Origin of the sequence: Gaetbulibacter sp. PBL-D1 (assembly GCF_050509525.1) — a bacterium.
GTDB lineage: Bacteria > Bacteroidota > Bacteroidia > Flavobacteriales > Flavobacteriaceae > Gaetbulibacter_B > Gaetbulibacter_B jejuensis.
Genome location: NZ_JBNWKB010000013.1, coordinates 88016 through 105847 on the forward strand (window position 1 = coordinate 88016; position 17832 = coordinate 105847).

The 17832-nt window shown below is 32.6% G+C and carries 15 protein-coding genes and 1 pseudogene; 11 read left to right on the forward strand and 5 right to left on the reverse strand.

The features are described 5' to 3' along the window. Positions 1 to 114: 114 nt before the first annotated feature. The 3 genes from glmS to ACQ0RB_RS11890 all read right to left on the reverse strand — a co-directional run bounded on the left by glmS (position 115) and on the right by ACQ0RB_RS11890 (position 4506). On the reverse strand, positions 115 to 1962 hold the full coding sequence (glmS, locus tag ACQ0RB_RS11880; protein ID WP_430498680.1) for a glutamine--fructose-6-phosphate transaminase (isomerizing): 1848 nt from the start codon (positions 1960 to 1962) through the stop codon (positions 115 to 117). 6 nt (positions 1963 to 1968) lie between these two features. Then, entirely contained in the window at positions 1969 to 3600 is a 1632-nt protein-coding gene (locus ACQ0RB_RS11885; RefSeq protein WP_430498682.1) for a DUF4270 domain-containing protein, read from the reverse strand. Positions 3601 to 3702: 102 nt separating this feature from the next. After that, positions 3703 to 4506, reverse strand: coding sequence for a glycogen/starch synthase (locus ACQ0RB_RS11890; protein ID WP_131506237.1), 804 nt, complete (start codon positions 4504 to 4506; stop codon positions 3703 to 3705). Positions 4507 to 4616: 110 nt separating this feature from the next. On the opposite strand from ACQ0RB_RS11890, the gene panC reads away from it, so the two are divergent. From panC to ACQ0RB_RS11945, 11 genes are all read left to right on the forward strand, one after another. Then, complete coding sequence (panC, locus tag ACQ0RB_RS11895) at positions 4617 to 5465, forward strand: pantoate--beta-alanine ligase (RefSeq protein ID WP_430498684.1); 849 nt, start codon at positions 4617 to 4619, stop codon at positions 5463 to 5465. 13 nt (positions 5466 to 5478) lie between these two features. Beyond that, the gene (panD, locus tag ACQ0RB_RS11900) at positions 5479 to 5829 is read left to right on the forward strand and encodes an aspartate 1-decarboxylase (RefSeq protein ID WP_129759595.1); all 351 of its coding nucleotides are present in this window, start codon (positions 5479 to 5481) and stop codon (positions 5827 to 5829) included. A gap of 3 nt (positions 5830 to 5832) precedes the next feature. After that, complete coding sequence (locus ACQ0RB_RS11905; protein WP_430498687.1) at positions 5833 to 6786, forward strand: lysylphosphatidylglycerol synthase transmembrane domain-containing protein; 954 nt, start codon at positions 5833 to 5835, stop codon at positions 6784 to 6786. A 38-nt stretch (positions 6787 to 6824) separates the two neighbouring features. Continuing rightward, positions 6825 to 7973, forward strand: a complete 1149-nt coding sequence (locus tag ACQ0RB_RS11910) for an alpha/beta hydrolase (RefSeq protein ID WP_134198459.1) — start codon at positions 6825 to 6827, stop codon at positions 7971 to 7973. Positions 7974 to 8028: 55 nt separating this feature from the next. Further along, positions 8029 to 9390: a DNA repair protein RadA gene (gene radA / locus ACQ0RB_RS11915; RefSeq protein ID WP_430498689.1), complete on the forward strand. Its 1362-nt coding sequence runs from the start codon at positions 8029 to 8031 to the stop codon at positions 9388 to 9390. A 10-nt stretch (positions 9391 to 9400) separates the two neighbouring features. Continuing rightward, complete coding sequence (locus tag ACQ0RB_RS11920) at positions 9401 to 9880, forward strand: hypothetical protein (RefSeq protein WP_430498691.1); 480 nt, start codon at positions 9401 to 9403, stop codon at positions 9878 to 9880. Positions 9881 to 9976: 96 nt separating this feature from the next. Then, on the forward strand, positions 9977 to 13381 hold the full coding sequence (gene ileS / locus ACQ0RB_RS11925) for an isoleucine--tRNA ligase (protein ID WP_430498693.1): 3405 nt from the start codon (positions 9977 to 9979) through the stop codon (positions 13379 to 13381). A gap of 5 nt (positions 13382 to 13386) precedes the next feature. After that, a complete protein-coding gene (locus ACQ0RB_RS11930; RefSeq protein ID WP_129759590.1) occupies positions 13387 to 13770 on the forward strand; it encodes a TraR/DksA family transcriptional regulator in 384 nt (127 codons plus the stop codon). 123 nt (positions 13771 to 13893) lie between these two features. Beyond that, positions 13894 to 14508 (forward strand): lipoprotein signal peptidase, encoded by a 615-nt coding sequence (locus ACQ0RB_RS11935; protein ID WP_131506230.1) that lies wholly within the window; start codon positions 13894 to 13896, stop codon positions 14506 to 14508. A gap of 32 nt (positions 14509 to 14540) precedes the next feature. After that, positions 14541 to 16427, forward strand: coding sequence for a hypothetical protein (locus ACQ0RB_RS11940; protein ID WP_430498696.1), 1887 nt, complete (start codon positions 14541 to 14543; stop codon positions 16425 to 16427). Positions 16428 to 16441: 14 nt separating this feature from the next. Then, positions 16442 to 17101 carry a hypothetical protein gene (locus tag ACQ0RB_RS11945; protein ID WP_430498698.1) on the forward strand — a complete coding sequence of 220 codons (660 nt, stop codon included), beginning with the start codon at positions 16442 to 16444 and terminating at the stop codon, positions 17099 to 17101. On the opposite strand, the gene ACQ0RB_RS11950 is transcribed toward ACQ0RB_RS11945, so the two are convergent. Then, positions 17085 to 17660, reverse strand: coding sequence for a 5-formyltetrahydrofolate cyclo-ligase (locus tag ACQ0RB_RS11950; protein ID WP_430498700.1), 576 nt, complete (start codon positions 17658 to 17660; stop codon positions 17085 to 17087). The genes ACQ0RB_RS11945 and ACQ0RB_RS11950 overlap by 17 nt on opposite strands. Beyond that, positions 17629 to 17832, reverse strand: a pseudogene (locus ACQ0RB_RS11955) (succinylglutamate desuccinylase); the annotation flags it as partial. The gene ACQ0RB_RS11950 and the pseudogene ACQ0RB_RS11955, both read right to left, overlap by 32 nt.

The following is a 17832-nucleotide window of genomic DNA, read 5'->3' on the forward strand; positions in this document are numbered from 1 at the left end:
ATGCACGCATAGTAAAATTTTGAAAATATTTAAGGGTTAAAATTGTGTTTTTAGCAATTTTGAACACTTAAACTGAGAATTTAACATTTGATATTTAGTAAAATAAGAGCAAATTTACTCTACAGTTACTGACTTTGCTAAGTTTCTTGGTTGGTCTACATTTTTATTTAGCATTACTGCAATATGATATGATAATAATTGAAGCGGGATTGTAGTAACTAATGGAGATAACGACTCTAGAGTTTCAGGAACTTCAATAACGTGGTCAGCTAACTCTTTTACTTGCTGGTCACCTTCAGTAACTATTCCAATTATTTTTCCTTTTCTAGATTTTATTTCTTGAATATTACTTACAACTTTATCATAGTGTCCTTTTTTTGTAGCAATGACTACAATAGGCATGTTTTCATCTATTAATGCTATTGGTCCATGTTTCATTTCTGCTGCAGGATAACCTTCGGCATGGATGTATGAAATTTCTTTAAGCTTTAGAGCGCCTTCAAGTGCAACAGGGAAGTTGTAACCTCTCCCTAAATACAGGAAGTTTTTTACATCTTTATAAATGTTGGCTATAGTTTTTACATAGTCATCAGATTTTAGAACTTTTTCCACTTTACCAGGAATAAGTTCTAATTCGATTAAGTGATGTCTATAGTCTGAACTTGAAATAGTTCCTTTTGCTCTAGCTAATCTCAAAGCAATAAGTGTTAAGACAGTAATTTGTGTAGTGAACGCTTTTGTAGAAGCAACACCAATTTCTGGTCCAGCATGAGTATAAGCTCCAGCGTCAGTTTCTCTTGCTATAGAAGAGCCTACTACATTACAAACACCAAAAACAAAAGCACCTTTAGATTTAGCGAGTTTTATTGCGGCCAATGTGTCAGCGGTTTCACCTGATTGCGAAATGGCTATCACTAAGTCTTTTTCTGTTATAACTGGGTTTCTATATCTAAACTCTGAGGCATATTCAACTTCAACAGGTATTCTTGCTAAGTCTTCAAAGATGTACTCTGATACTAATCCTGCATGCCAAGAGGTGCCACAAGCCACAACAATAATCCTGTCAGCATTAAGGAATTTTTTCATGTTATCCTCAACACCAGACATTTTTATTATGGCTTCGTTGGTTCTTAATCGACCTCTAAAAGTATCTAAAATTGCTCTAGGTTGCTCATATATTTCCTTAAGCATGAAATGATCATAACCGCCTTTTTCTATTTGCTCAAGATTGAGTTGTAACTCTTGCATGTAAGGAGCAACAGGAGAGTCGTCTTTAATTTTCCTGATTTTAACTTCTTTACCTCTTCTCACTATTGCCATTTCTTCATCTTCAAGATAAATAGCATTTTTAGTGTATTCTAAAAATGGAGAAGCATCACTAGCAATGAAAAATTCATCATCACCAATACCAATGGCTAATGGACTTCCTAATCTAGCAACGACAATTTCGTTGGGTTTGTTTTTGTCAAACACAGCAATGGCATAAGCACCTACAACTTGATTTAAGGCAATTTGAACAGCTTTACCTAGTTTTGTGTTTTCCTTTTTCATCACATCTTCAATCAAATTGACAAGAACTTCTGTGTCTGTATCTGATTTAAAAGTGTACCCTCTTTTTATAAGTTCTTTTTTTAAAGACTCATAGTTTTCGATTATTCCATTATGAATAATAACAAGGTTACCTGAATTTGAATAGTGTGGATGAGAGTTTATATCGTTAGGAATACCATGAGTTGCCCATCTAGTATGACCTATTCCAAGGTTTCCATTAGTAGTTATTTCTTTTTCTAAACGTGCTTCTAAATCGGCAACTTTTCCTTTTGTTTTGGAAAGTTTTATGTCAGAGCCATCATAAAGTGCAATACCTGCACTATCGTATCCTCTATATTCTAATCGTTTTAAACCTTTAAGTATTATTGGGTAAGCTTCACGGTGCCCAATATAGCCAACTATTCCGCACATAATATTTTAGTTATTTGGTTCGGTATAAAAGATCTCTAAATATACCTTTTTTTCTTCGTTTGTTGTATTGTTTCCAAATAAAACAGTTCCTTCAGGACATATAATAGAACTACCAGGAATCCTATTAAAATCCTCATCATCAGTTTGAAAGCTATATTGTAATGTGTTGTTTTCAAAATCAACATTGCTACTAACGGTTAACCCAAGCTTTACATTTGTAGAATCGTTAAGTAAAATGTTGTTGATGTGTTCAGTGATTTTAATTTTATATTTTATTCCTTTTCCTAGCTCGTCTGAGCCTGTGTCTTCTCTTTGTAAAGCGCCTAGGTGATTAGCTTTAGATAAAAGAGGGTATGTTGTGTTAGTTAAGTCGTAGTAATAATCTATCAAAGGAGTTTGATTTTTTAAATCGTATAAATAAACTCTATCTGGTTCAGTTTCGTTGTCACCAATCATCATATCTTGGTCTACATAAAACACTAGGTTTGCTTCGTTTATTAACCAGTTATTTGATTTGAATTCTTCTAGCTCAGGAGAGTCTCCATTTTCATCTCCATTAAATAAATTAATTATAGCCATCGAGCCTTCACCACCTTTTAGGTAAAGTTTTTCGTCACCATCAACTTGATTGCCGTCTGCTAATGGAATATTGTAGTCATTGTTAAGTAAATTTACACGATTACCAGTAAAATTAATTGTAAAGGTAGAGGATATTCTGTCAGCTCCTTCTGTTAGAGGGTCTTTGGTGTAATATAAGGTTACATTTGCGGTACTTGCAGTTAGATTTAATAGAGAAAGTGTCCCGCTGCCAGGGTTTACCTCTTCAACTTTAAAATATAAGCCTCTGAAATAGTCGCTAAAATTATTTTGATTTGTTAGTTCTGGTTCTCCTTCTTTATCAAGAATTTTTTCTTGCCAAAATGCATTGTCAAGTTTTAAACGTAATGCAGGTGCTAGTCTATCAGAAATTTCTATTTCACCATCTTCGTTTTCTTCTTTTAGGACAATTTGACTTGCACTAGGTTTAAATAGCCCATCAGGAGGATGATTCATTGAATTTGTGTAATAAATTAAATCACCTTCTAGTAAAGACTCAGGAATAAAATCTGAGGAAGATGTTGAGTAATTGGAATAGTAGCGTTGAGAAATATCAAACTCTGAATTTGGATCAAAATCTCTTAAATAGTAATTGCTTTCATAAATAGAAAATTTTATATAACCTTCACCAAATATTGAATCTAACTCATAGATTGTACCTCCTTCACCATCAGACTCTATAGCTGTACTAAAATATGGGATTGATAATATTACCGAATCTAATTCCACATTCTCACCAAAGTCAGGGTCTAGTGTGCTGATGTTAAGCTGTGTTACAAAATTAGCTGTTGTTTTTCCATATACTGGATCGTTGTATATCCCAAATAGATTTACTGGAAGATTATTTGTTTGTACAGGAGGCAGCTTTTTGTTGTAAGCTATAACATCATACTGGATTTGGCTTGAATTGAAATGTGTAGCATTATCTCCATTTATGATATCTGAATCAATACTTGCAAAATCTTTATCACATGCAATAAATGAGCTTATTAACACTGTTAAAATAGCAATGTATTTCAGGGCAAACTTTATCTTTTTCATTTTAAAATTTTTGTTTTTTGATTGTCAAATGTAACATCTTATCTTTTTTGATGCCTTTGGTTTAACAAAACTTTAGAAAGTGCTCAGTGAATTTGTATTAGTCTAAAACTGAGAATTATAAAACTCAGTATATGGTTCAGCAAACTCCTCTGGTGAAAAATAATCTAACACAGGTTTTTTAGATGCTTTTAAGTAATCTTCAAGCTCATTAGGAATTTCTTGAGACCCTTTAATCAAAGCATCTGAATGATCAATAGCAATTTTCATCAAGTTGTTATAATTAGGTGTGTCAAGTACTTTTACAATCTCTTCGTCAATATTGTCGAACTTAACTTTACCAATCATGTTTTTATCTAACGTACCATCAAAGCTTTGATTGTATATAGAAGTTATTATTTTACTTTCATTAAATAATGGTTCATTTTTATAAAACTCCTTAAGATACAAAGGAAGTAATGATGCCATCCATCCATTAACATGAATAATATCTGGTGACCAATTTAATTTTTTTACTGTTTCGATAACACCTTTAGCAAAGAAAATAGCGCGTTCGTCATTATCAGGGAATAGATTACCATCTTCATCTGTTAAGGTTGCTTTTCTTTTAAAATACTCTTCATTATCAATAAAATAAACCTGAATACGTTCTTTAGGAATCGAAGCAACTTTAATTATCAAAGGCATGTCTAAATCGTTGATAACTAGGTTTATTCCTGAAAGTCTTATTACTTCGTGTAGTTGATGTCTTCTTTCATTTATATTTCCATACCTAGGCATAAATATTCGTATTTGACCTCCTTGTTTGTTTACCATTTTTGGAGCCTCAAAAGACATTGAGGAAATTTCAGTTTCTGGTAAATATGGTACAACTTCAGAAGACACATACAATATTCGCTTATCTTTCATAAATCAGTTCGTTTTGGAAATTAAAAATAAAAAACATGCAAAATTACAAAAATTTATGCAGATTGCTAGTAAAATATTAAGTTTGCAAGCTGTTATTTTTTAGTAAACACGTGGAAATTTATCATAAAAAGCAAAATTTAAATCAATTCATTAAAGAATTGAAAGCTCAAAAACTGTCGTTAGGATTAGTGCCTACAATGGGAGCTTTACACGATGGTCATTTGTCTTTAATCAAAAAAGCACTTGAAAATAATGACAGGGTTGCTATTTCTATTTTTGTAAATCCAACTCAGTTTGATAACAAGGACGATTTAAAAAAATACCCAAGAACTTTAGAGTCTGATGTAGAGCTGCTTAAAACAGTATCTAACGATATTATTGTGTATGCACCAACCGTTGAAGATGTTTATGGCGATAATGTAACGTCAGTTAACTATACTTTTGATGGTCTAGAGCATGCTATGGAAGGCAAATTTAGACATGGTCATTTTGACGGAGTTGGTACTATTGTAAAACGTCTTTTTGAAATTGTACAACCAAACAATGCTTATTTTGGTGAAAAAGATTTTCAGCAATTAATGATTATCAAAAAGCTTGTTGAAAAGCACAATATTCCTGTAAATGTTGTAGGCTGTCCTATACATAGAGAAAAGGATGGGTTGGCAATGAGTTCTAGAAATACACGTTTAAAACCAGAATACAGAAACGCTTCTCCTTTTATTTATAAAACGCTATTAGCTGCTAAACAAAAGTTTGGCACAAAAAGTGCTAATACAGTGACGGAATGGGTTGAAAAACAGTTTGAAAATCATGAGTTATTAAAACTAGAATATTTCACAATTGCTGATACCCAAACACTAAAAACAGTAAAACGAAAGTCAAAAGACAAAACATATAGAGCATTTATAGCTGTATATGCAGATGATATAAGACTAATAGATAATATCGCATTAAATTAATTACCTTTGCCTCATGCAAATTCAAGTCGTAAAATCTAAAATTCACAGAGTAAAATGTACAGGTGCTGAACTTAACTACATTGGTAGTATAACTATTGATGAAGACTTAATGGATGCAGCAAACATAATTCAAGGTGAAAAAGTTCAAATTGTAAATAATAACAATGGCGAACGCTTAGAAACCTATTGTATTCCTGGACCTCGAAAAAGTGGCGAAATTACTCTTAATGGTGCTGCAGCAAGAAAAGTATCAGTAGGAGACACGCTTATTTTAATTACCTATGCATTCATGGATATTGAAACAGCAAAAAGCTTTAAGCCTTCACTAGTGTTTCCAGACGAAGCAACCAATCTATTAAAGTAAACATTGACAGCAAAAACTAAAAAATTACTTCGCATAGCAATTCCAATTGCTCTTGCTGTATTTTTTGGTTGGTACACCTTTTCTAAACTACCTGTAGATACAATCATTCCTTTTGTAAAATCTGCTAATTATTGGTGGATTGCTTTTGGTGTGTTTTTAGGTATCTTAAGTCATTTATCAAGAGCATACAGGTGGAAGTATTTGCTAGAGCCTTTAGGGTATACTACCAAATTACCTAATGGAATTATGGCAGTATTTATCGCTTATTTGGCTAATTATGGCATTCCAAGATCAGGCGAAGTATTACGAGCAGCAGTACTTACTAATTATGAAAAAGTACCATTTGAAAAAAGCTTTGGAACTATTGTAGCTGAGCGTATGGCAGATTTGGTAGTTATGCTTGGTATTATCTTAGTGACTTTAATTATAGAATACGATTTTATTTTCAACCTTCTTGAGCAATCATTTCAGCCTAAAAAACTAATACTATTAGGTCTTACAGGAATTGTAGTTCTATTTTTAGTATTCATTTATATCAAAAAAAGCAATTCTAAATTTGCTGTAAAAGTAAAGACCTTCTTCAAAGGATTAATGGAAGGTGTCTTAAGCATTTTTAAAATGAAACATAAATGGGCATTTATTGCTCATACATTGTTCATTTGGGGGATGTATGTTTTAATGTTTTACGTTACTACTTTTGCTTTACCAGATTTAGATAATGTTACAATTGGTGTGGTGTTGGTTGGTTTTATTTCAGCAAGTTTTACCATTGCAGCAACAAATGGAGGGATTTTTGTGTATCCTGCTGCTGTTATGGCTGCATTTACACTTTTTGGAATTGAAAAAGACCCAAGCTATGCATTTGGGTGGATTATGTGGGCATCACAAACCATAATGGTTATTGTTTTAGGTAGCTTGTCGTTTCTCTACTTACCAATCTATAATAGAATAAAATAATTGTTTACCTTGCAGTAACAATTTTTAATAGGCTAACCATGAAAAAACTTATCCTGCTAATGCTGTTGTGTTTTTCAGCAAACACAATTTATTCACAAGCGAATTATGAATCTATTTTTTCTGAAAAACTAGGAGAAGATAGACAGTTAAAAATACTATTACCAAGAGGTTATAGCGATGATGACAATAAAAAATATCCGTTAATCATTGTTATGGATGGTGATTATTTGTTTGAGGCAGTAGCTGGAAATGTAGATTATTATTCCTATTGGGAAGATATTCCTGAAGCTATTGTTGTAGGTATCAAGCAAGCCGATAAAAGGTTTGACGATTGTATGTATTCTGAACAAAATTCGCTTCCAATTGAAACAGGTGCAGCGTTCTTTGAATTTGTAGGTATGGAACTTATTCCGTATTTGAACAAATCGTACAAAACTGAAAACTTTAGAGTAGCAGTAGGTCATGGAGAAACCGCTAATTTCATTAATTATTATTTACTGAAAGACGTTCCGCTATTTCAAGCTTACATTACTATTAGTCCAGATTTAGCACCAAATATGAATGAGTATTTAGCTGAAAGATTTGGAAAATTAGAGAACAAGATTTTTTATTATTTAGCAACATCAACCAACGACGTTGGTTCAATAAAAGAGGGAACCGAAGCTTTAAATAAAAGTTTAACAGGTTTAGACAATAAAAACCTATTATATAATTTTGATACTTTTGAAGGGCCTTCTCATTATGCTTTACCAGCTCATGCAATTCCTAAGGCTTTAGAAAGTATCTTTTTTGTGTTTCAACCTATTAGTAAAAAAGAATATACCGAAAGTATCTTAAAACTAGACTCTTCTCCAGTAGAATACCTTCAGGAAAAATACACCACAATAAAAGACCTTTTTGGAATTGATAAGAAAATTCTTGTAAACGATTTTAGAGCTATTGAAGCTGCTATTAAAAAGAAAGAGCAGTGGGATTATTTTGAAGAATTAGGTAAAATTGCCAGAAAAGAATATCCTGATACACTTTTAGGACATTATTATTTAGCTCAGTTTTATGAACAAACTGGAGAACCTAAAAAAGCAATGAAAACTTATAGGTCTGCTTATATTTTAGAAGAAATAGGAGGCATCACAAAAGATTTAATGCTAGAAAAGGCAGATGAGATTAAAGCAGATTTTGGGTACTAAATTATAATAAAAATATAAATTCCTTCTCCTTTGGAGAGGTTATTAGGAAAGGTTAATGGCTAAAGTAAAAACGACATTTTTCTGTCAAAATTGTGGCACACAATACTCTAAATGGCAAGGACAATGTACAGCGTGTAAAGAGTGGAATACCATTGCTGAAGAACTCATTCAAAAACCAGAAAAAAGCGACTGGAAAACCCCTGAAAAAGCATCAACAAAGCGCGTTTCAAAACCGTTATTGATCAATGAAATTGATACAGCTCAAGAAGCGCGTTTAAATACCCAAGACCATGAGTTTAATCGTGTTTTAGGTGGTGGATTGGTTCCAGGATCCTTAACGCTTTTAGGAGGCGAACCAGGAATAGGAAAAAGCACACTCTTGCTTCAAATAGCTTTAAAATTACCATACAAAACACTATATGTTTCAGGTGAAGAAAGCCAAAAGCAAATAAAAATGCGTGCTGAACGCATTAACCCAAACAGTAGCAATTGTTATATTCTTACCGAAACCAAAACACAAAATATTTTTAGGCAAATTGAAGAGTTAGAACCAGATATTGTTGTTGTAGATTCTATTCAAACATTGCATAGCGATTATATCGAGTCGTCTTCAGGGAGTATTTCACAAATTAAGGAGTGTACTACTGAACTTATCAAATTTGCCAAGGAAACTGCAACGCCTGTAGTTTTGATTGGTCATATCACCAAAGATGGTAATATAGCTGGTCCAAAAATATTGGAGCACATGGTAGATACGGTTTTACAATTTGAAGGCGACCGAAATCATGTGTTTAGAATCCTTAGAGCCAATAAAAACCGATTTGGGTCTACTAACGAACTCGGAATTTACGAAATGCAAGGTTCTGGTTTGCGAGAAGTTACCAACCCAAGCGAGATATTAATTTCAGAAAAAGATGAAGCCTTAAGTGGTAACGCTATTGCTGCAACACTAGAAGGTATGCGGCCTTTAATGATTGAAGTACAAGCTTTGGTAAGTACAGCAGTTTATGGAACACCACAACGTAGTGCCACTGGTTTTAATGCAAAACGCTTAAACATGCTTTTAGCGGTTTTAGAAAAACGAGCTGGTTTTCGTTTAGGTGCAAAAGATGTCTTTCTAAACATCACAGGAGGAATTACTGTTGATGATCCTGCAATAGATTTAGCGGTTGTAGCTGCCATTTTATCATCTAATGAAGATGAGGCTTTGCAAAGCGATTTTTGTTTTGCTGCTGAGGTTGGTTTGTCTGGTGAAATTAGACCTGTTCAACGTGTTGAGCAACGTATTCTAGAAGCTGAAAAATTAGGGTTTTCAACCATTTTTGTGTCTAAATACAATAAAATCTCACTCAAGAATACAGTTATCAAGATTCAATTGATTTCGAAAATTGAGGATTTGGTAGATTTTATTGTTTAAAAAAAATCAAATGAAAATAAGAATAGTAATTGTTTTTTTAATTTTTGCTTCATGTAGTCCAAAAATTACCCGAGAAGCTAACAGTGTTAAGTCTTTTGAAGATTTAAAAGAAGAAATAATAGCATTTAAAAATTACGAAAAAGAGGTTAAAAACAATAAAAATTTAAAGCAAGAGATTACAGAAGGAGCGTTGACAGATACATTAGGATTTAAAGATGTTGGAAGATTTAAACATTCTGTATTCTATAATGAGAAAACAAATGAACTCTTTAGGATAAAGAATATAGAAATAACTGATAAGACACTAGTTGAAAATTATTACTTTAAAAATGGTGAATTTTATTTCGTTTTAGTTGGAGAAATGGAAGCTTCTTATCCTCAATATCTATACTTTACAACAAAAGGATCTACAGTAGAGCATGCAAGGGAATTTGCTAGACTTTCTAAAAAGGCTGAAATATTTAAAAGAGACTTTGAGAAAACACATTGATTCTTTTAGATTGTATGCAAAATAGTTTTAGGCCATTTCAATGACTATTTTACTAAAAATCATTAATTTCGCACGTCGAAACGAATTAATGATATAATGAGTAAGAAATTCCCTGAATATAAAGGTCTTGACTTACCAAAAGTTGCTGAAGAAATTGGTAATTATTGGCAAGAAAATAACGTATTTGAAAAAAGTGTTACCACACGTGAAAACGCTAAACCATTTGTGTTTTTTGAAGGGCCTCCTTCTGCAAACGGCTTACCTGGTGTACACCACGTTTTAGCACGTGCTATCAAAGATATTTTTCCGCGTTACAAAACCATGAAAGGTTACCAAGTAAAGCGTAAAGCTGGTTGGGATACCCACGGATTACCTATTGAGTTAGGTGTGGAAAAAGAATTGGGAATTACAAAAGAAGACATTGGTAAAACCATTTCGGTTGAAGATTACAACGCAGCATGCCGTAAAGCGGTTATGCGTTATACCGATGTTTGGAATGACCTTACACAAAAAATGGGTTACTGGGTTGATATGGACGATCCATACATTACCTATGAACCTAAATACATGGAATCGGTTTGGTGGTTACTAAAGCAGATATACAACAAAAGCTTGTTGTATAAAGGTTATACCATTCAACCATACTCTCCAAAAGCTGGTACAGGTTTAAGTTCGCATGAGTTAAACCAACCAGGAACCTATCAAGATGTAACAGATACAACGGTTGTTGCGCAGTTTAAAGCTAATGAAGCATCGCTTCCTGACTTTTTACAAAACGAAGGAATCATTCATTTCTTGGCTTGGACTACCACGCCATGGACGCTTCCAAGTAATACAGCCTTAACGGTTGGACCTAAAATAGATTATGTTTTAGTTGAAACGTATAACCAATATACGTTTGAACCAATTAACGTTGTGCTAGCAAAACCGTTAGTTAACAAACAATTTGACGGAAAGTTTAAACGTGTAGAAACAAAACCAGAATTATTAGAATATACATCTGGAGACAAGAAAATACCGTACTACGTTGTAAAAGAATTTAAAGGAGCCGATTTAGTTGGTATTACGTATGAGCAATTATTGCCTTATGCGTTACCAAACGACAATCCTGAAAATGCCTTCAGAGTTATTGCTGGAGATTTCGTAACTACCGAAGATGGTACTGGTATTGTGCATACTGCGCCAACTTTTGGTGCAGATGATGCTTTGGTTGCTAAACAAGCAACTCCTGAAGTGCCACCAATGTTGGTAAAAGATGCTAATGGAAACTTGGTGCCTCTAGTAGATTTACAAGGTAAATTCCGTCCAGAAATGGGTGAGTTTGCAGGTAAGTATGTAAAAAATGAATATTACAATGATGGCGAAGCTCCTGAAAAATCAGTTGATGTAGAGTTAGCAATCAAATTAAAAACTGAAAATAAAGCCTTTAAGGTTGAAAAATACAAACACAGCTATCCTAACTGTTGGAGAACTGATAAACCAATTCTATACTATCCGTTAGATTCTTGGTTTATTAAAGTAACCGATGTTAAGGACAGAATGTTTGAATTGAATGAAACCATTAACTGGAAACCAAAAGCAACAGGAACTGGTCGTTTTGGAAACTGGCTTGCTAATGCCAACGATTGGAACCTATCGCGTTCGCGTTATTGGGGAATTCCGTTGCCAATTTGGAGAACCGAAGATGGTAAAGAAGAAATCTGTATTGGTTCTGTTGAAGAGCTTAAAGCTGAAATGGCTAAAGCTGTTGAGGCTGGCGTAATGAAAGCTGATATTTTTGCTGATTTTGAAGTAGGAAACAATTCTGAAGAAAACTATGCAAAGTTAGATTTACATAAAAACATCGTTGATGAAATTGTGCTTGTGTCGCCATCAGGACAACCAATGAAGCGTGAAAGCGACTTAATTGATGTTTGGTTTGATTCAGGCTCTATGCCTTATGCACAATGGCATTATCCGTTTGAAAACAAAGAAAAAATAGACAACAACACTTCATTCCCTGCCGATTTTATCGCAGAAGGTGTTGACCAAACACGTGGATGGTTCTATACGCTACATGCTATTGGAACGATGGTGTTTGATTCTGTAGCTTATAAAAACGTGGTGTCTAACGGACTGGTATTAGACAAAAACGGACAAAAAATGTCTAAACGTTTAGGTAATGCTACTGATCCGTTTGAAACCTTATCAATTTATGGTGCTGATGCCACACGTTGGTACATGATTTCAAACGCAAACCCTTGGGATAACTTAAAATTTGATGTAGATGGTATCGAGGAAGTAAAACGAAAATTTTTCGGAACGCTCTACAATACCTACTCATTCTTCAGTTTATATACCAATTTAGATAAATTCAATTATAGCGAAGCCGATATTCCGTTAGAAGAACGTCCAGAGTTAGACCGTTGGATTTTATCTGAATTACATACGCTTATAAAGAAGGTAGATGAGTTTTATGCAGAATACGAGCCTACCAAAGCAGCAAGAGCTATATCAGACTTTACACAAGAATATTTAAGTAACTGGTATGTGCGTTTAAGTAGAAGACGTTTTTGGAAAGGCGATTACCAAACCGATAAAATTTCGGCTTATCAAACGCTTTATACTTGTATGGTAACGCTTGCAAAATTAGGCGCGCCAATTGCACCATTTTATATGGATAAACTTTACCAAGACTTAACACAAGTAACACAAAAAGAAAACTTTGAGAGTGTACATTTGGCGGAGTTTCCAAAATACGATGAAAGCTTTGTAGATAAAAGTTTAGAACGTAAAATGGAGAATGCGCAAACAATATCGTCGTTGGTATTGTCGTTAAGAGCAAAGGAGAAGATTAAAGTGCGTCAACCATTGCAAAAAATTATGATTCCTGTTGATAGTGAACAACAAAAGGAAGAAATTCTTGCAGTTGCCGATTTAATAAAACATGAGGTTAACATTAAAGAAATTGAATTGTTAAGCGACGCTTCAGACATTTTAGTAAAACAAATAAAGCCTAATTTTAAAGCGTTAGGACCACGTTTTGGTAAAGATATGAAGCTTATTGCTGGAGCAATTTCTAAGTTTACTTCAGAAGATATTAAAAAAATCGAGCAAAATGGTGTTTTAGATGTTGAAGTTAACGGAAAAAACATTACTTTAGAACTCGCTGATGTTGAGATAACATCTCAAGATATCGAAGGTTGGCTTGTTGCTAACGAAGGTGCTTTAACAGTAGCACTCGATGTTACACTTACTGATAATTTACGAAGAGAAGGGATTGCTCGTGAGCTCGTAAACCGTATTCAAAATTTACGTAAAGATTCAGGCTTTGAAGTTACAGACAGAATTAATGTTGTACTTCAAAAAGATGATAATATTGTTAAAGCCATAGATACAAATCTTGAGTATATCAAAACAGAAACTTTAACCGAAGAACTTGAAATTATGGACACTGTAAACAATGGTATAGAAATTGCTTTTGATGATGTAAATACCAAATTGTTTATTCAAAAACATTAGAGAATATGGCAGCAGAAACAAACGTAAGATACTCTGATAAAGATTTAGCAGAATTTAAAGCTTTAATACAAGAGAAAATAGATAAAGCAGAGCACGATTTAGAATTAATTAAAAGTGCTTATATGAATGACCTCAATAATGGTACTGATGATACCTCTCCAACGTTTAAAGCCTTTGAAGAAGGTAGTGAAACAATGAGTAAAGAGGCAAACTCACAGTTAGCTATTCGTCAGGAAAAATTCATTCGCGATTTAAAAAATGCTATCATTAGAATAGAAAATAAAACTTATGGCATTTGTCGTGTTACAGGAAAGCTTATCAATAAAGAACGTTTAAAGCTTGTGCCACATGCTACACTTAGTATTGAAGCTAAAAATATGCAACAATAACATTCTCATAAAAGTGAGAACCTCGTGATATTGTAACGAGTTTAAGTAACTATAATTAGCGTCTTGCTCATGGCAAGACGTTTTTATTTTTAATAAAATAATAGTTTATTTTTGCACCCAAATATGTCATTAAAAAAAGCAACACTCTTAATAATTGTAATACTACTTATTGACCAAATAAGTAAAGTATACATTAAAACGAATTTTTCACTAACCGAAAGAGCAATAGTTTTTGATTGGTTTCAAATAGTATTTGTTGAAAACGATGGAATGGCTTGGGGAACAAAACTCAGCGATTTTGTTACTTTTATTTCTGATAGAACAGCTAAACTTTGCCTAACACTTTTTAGAATAGTAGCTGTTGTTGGTATTGGATATTGGTTAGTAACTTCGGTTAAAAAAAATGCGTCCAAAACACTAACCATTGCAGTTTCTTTAATATTTGCTGGTGCTTTAGGTAACATTATAGATTCAGTATTTTATGGTGTTTTATTTGATTCTAGCTCTAACCAAGTTGCTTCATTTTTACCGCAAGATGGAGGCTACGATTCGTTATTTCATGGTAAGGTTGTAGACATGCTTCATTTTCCTATTTGGAAAGGTGTTTTACCTAATTGGATTCCGTTTTATGGCGGAAAGTACTTTACATTTTTTGAACCTGTTTTTAATATTGCTGATATGGCAATAAGTACTGGAATAGGAATTTTAATCTTCTTTAATAAAAAAGCGTTCAATTAAGCTTATATTAGTTTCTTAAAAATCATTCTTTTATGAAGCTAAAACATTTTTTAAGTCTTTTTGTATTCGTTTATTGTGCTAATACTTTACACTCCCAAAATTATTTTGGAATACATTTTCCTAATCAAGGCGAGCAACAAGTTTGTCAAAAGTTCAATCAGGCTTTTGTAAACAGACCTAAAGAATCAAAGTTTGCAATAAAACGTGAAAACTCTAATCTGTTTTTTGAAACCAATGATAAAGAATGGTTCAATGCTCTTTTTACAAACATAACCGACGGAATTGCTATAGATATAGTAGATAAAGACCGTTATGCTTGTAGTGTAGCGTCAATAGAACAAGTGCAAATTAAAGGGACACTTTTACCACCTGTATATGCTAAAAAGCTAAAAGCAGGTCTTAAAAAAAGTAGTGAAACATCGTATAGGGTTTTAGTAGGTCGTATTCCTGCAAACCTTATGAATAAAGAATTGGAGTTTAATATTCTCTTTTTAAGCGATAAAAACCTGTGTCAATATTATGTAATTTATGATCTAGAGTCTTACCCTTGGGATTTATTGGATATGGGAATGTATCTAGATTCTGTAACCTATAATGCAAAACAGATAAAAGCCAACGCTAAGGACGCTTACATTATAAAGAATAAAACCTTAAAGTTTAAAATTCCTTTTGAAAAGAATAAATCAGAATACTCTCCTGAAGATATTAAACCTATTTATGATTCACTTCGCTTAACCGATTATTACATAAAAGCAATAAAAATAAAAGCTTATGCATCGGTTGAAGGTAGCTTGGAACGTAATATAGAGCTACAGCAACAGCGTGCTGCAAGTATTGCAAATGCACTACAATCATTTCAAAAACCATCCATTAAAAATGACATTTCGTCTTCTGAGAATTGGGTGGAATTTCTAAATGCGATTGAAAATACCAAATACAGTGATTTAAAAGAGTTAAGTAAATCTGAAATTAAAGCAAAACTCGTTGGTAGTTTGTCTACTGAAATGGAACCAATTTTAAAAAACCATCGAAAAGCTTTAGTGGAGTTGGAACTTGAAAAAAAGGACAAGTACAAGGATTTGAGTGGAACAGAACTGGTAAACAAGTTTAATACAGCATTAACCCAAGACCAACTTGATGAGGCATTGCAAATTCAAAATTCGCTTTTCGAAAAATTAAAGAATAAAGAAGTTTCACCAGATCATATAGGTAAGCTTCAAGTACCAAATCAATTAAAATACCTTACATTTTTGAATAAAAATTCAGCAATGAAATATATGTTGGAAGAACCTCAAATAGTAATTGTTTATAACGAATTGCAACAGTTGGAAAAACTGTCGCCAAAAGATAAACGTGTAAAATATAACATTGCAGCTATTGAGCTTAAGTTGTGGCGATATAAAGCAATGGATATTGATAAAAACAAACTTAAAAGCAAAATAAATGCTTTAAAAACCTATGGTATTAATCAGGAACTAATCTCTAGAATGCTGGTGAATTATCATATTATTGAAGCTGAAAATTTAATGCGAAAACGCGATTATGCCAACAAGGACAAAGCTGTTTCGTATATTAAAAACAGTTATAAAAGTTTTTATTTATCAGACTATGATTATTTAAGTTTAGCGCAGTTTTTTAGCTATTACGCTAATACTGATATGGCTGTGGAACTTTTAAGCCCAAAAGCAAAAAGCATTGATATTGACGAAAACTTGCTGTTTTACTATTTGAATTTAACCATCATAAATCCTGAGCTTACACAAACGTCAGATTATAGAACTATTATGTTAAATGCATTAAACATGAACAAAACACGCTATTGTAAATTGTTTAATCCTTATGGTGAAGGTGGAGTTACATTTCAGTTGTTGGAAGATAGTTATTTAAGAACAACCTATTGTGAGAGTTGTGAAAATTAAGTGTCATTAATGGTTTGAAAAAGTCTAAAGACATATTGATAATTATTTTTTTGGTTCTTGTAATTTCAGTTTTGATTTATTTGGTTAGCATGTTTTTTCATGTTCAAAAGAAATATCGCGAAATTCCAATTGAAAAAAATGAAGTTGTTAAAACGTCAAAATTAGATGTTAACTCTAGTTTAGTTGAATTTTTAAAAAGTCCAATAGATTTACAGAAATTTAAAAGTGACAAAAAGAGAAATGTAACAACAACAGTTACTAATGGAATGAATTACTACTTCTCCCCAAAATTTAAAGATTCAATTTTTTATAAATACAATTTTATAACAGAAAAAGAAGGAGGTAAGCTTGGAATTAATAAACTAGTTGTCTTTAAATATGGAGAAAGCAAACACAAGTATGACGATTCAACAGAAATATTGATAGAGCTAAAGATTTCTAATAAAGATGTAAGTTTAAAGAAAGCAAACCTTGTTGGAACCACAAAAAAAGATATAGAATCTAAATTTGGAAAAGATTATTTAGTCTTTGAAAAAGGAATAGTTTATTCTCACAAAGACAAAGTGTTAATAATTGAGTTTAACGATTCTATAGTTAGTTCATTTAAATATATAAGATTAAACACTAATGTAATTGATAACGAGTTAATCCGAAAAATTAAAGAGAGCGATTAAACCTATATATGGTTTTAGGCGTCACGCAACAATCTAAAGTTACGTCACTTTCAAAAGTGTCTTCAATTTGGGTTTCTGCTTCAAAAAAAGACAGTCCAATTTTTAGTGTTTCAGGGTTGCATTGCGACAAGAATTTATCATAAAATCCTTTGCCATAACCTACACGATGACCTTGTTTATCAAAAGCTAAAAGCGGAACAAAAACAACATCTATTTTTTTCGAAGGAATAGCAATACCATCAACTGGTTCTGGGATATTATAATGGTTTTTCTTAATAACTGTTGCATCAGTTAAGAGAAAATGAGTCATTTCATACGTGTTGAAATCACTTTTTGAAATCACTATGTTTTTATCTTTTCCTGAGAGGATGTTTAAAATAAAATCGGTATTGATTTCCTTTTGTTCTTCAATAGATAAAAAAATATGATAAAACGATTTGTCCCAAATATCTAATTGGAGTAACGCATTTGCAATTTGAAGACTCAAATCATCAACATCATCTACTGTTAAAGCGTTGCGTTTTTGTTTATAAGTTGCTCTTAAGGTGGCTTTTTTCACTTGAAGAGGGTTTTAGTTTAGTGGTAATATGAAAAAGGGCATCACCTTGATATACAATAGGAGATTCATTAACATTAATAATATAACCCGAAAAAGAAGCTCTCACAAAGTGGTTGAATTTTCCGTAAGGGTCAGTAATATTACCAATAATATCTCCTTTAGTCACTTCAGA

Coding starts and splice junctions, on each gene's coding strand:
- ileS (WP_430498693.1), top strand. CDS start 9,977: ATGAGTAAGAAATTCCCTGAATATAAAGGTCTTGACTTACCAAAAGTT.
- ACQ0RB_RS11890 (WP_131506237.1), bottom strand. CDS start 4,506: ATGAAAGATAAGCGAATATTGTATGTGTCTTCTGAAGTTGTACCATAT.
- ACQ0RB_RS11930 (WP_129759590.1), top strand. CDS start 13,387: ATGGCAGCAGAAACAAACGTAAGATACTCTGATAAAGATTTAGCAGAA.
- ACQ0RB_RS11910 (WP_134198459.1), top strand. CDS start 6,825: ATGAAAAAACTTATCCTGCTAATGCTGTTGTGTTTTTCAGCAAACACA.
- glmS (WP_430498680.1), bottom strand. CDS start 1,962: ATGTGCGGAATAGTTGGCTATATTGGGCACCGTGAAGCTTACCCAATA.
- ACQ0RB_RS11920 (WP_430498691.1), top strand. CDS start 9,401: ATGAAAATAAGAATAGTAATTGTTTTTTTAATTTTTGCTTCATGTAGT.
- ACQ0RB_RS11940 (WP_430498696.1), top strand. CDS start 14,541: ATGAAGCTAAAACATTTTTTAAGTCTTTTTGTATTCGTTTATTGTGCT.
- radA (WP_430498689.1), top strand. CDS start 8,029: ATGGCTAAAGTAAAAACGACATTTTTCTGTCAAAATTGTGGCACACAA.
- ACQ0RB_RS11935 (WP_131506230.1), top strand. CDS start 13,894: ATGTCATTAAAAAAAGCAACACTCTTAATAATTGTAATACTACTTATT.
- ACQ0RB_RS11885 (WP_430498682.1), bottom strand. CDS start 3,600: ATGAAAAAGATAAAGTTTGCCCTGAAATACATTGCTATTTTAACAGTG.
- panD (WP_129759595.1), top strand. CDS start 5,479: ATGCAAATTCAAGTCGTAAAATCTAAAATTCACAGAGTAAAATGTACA.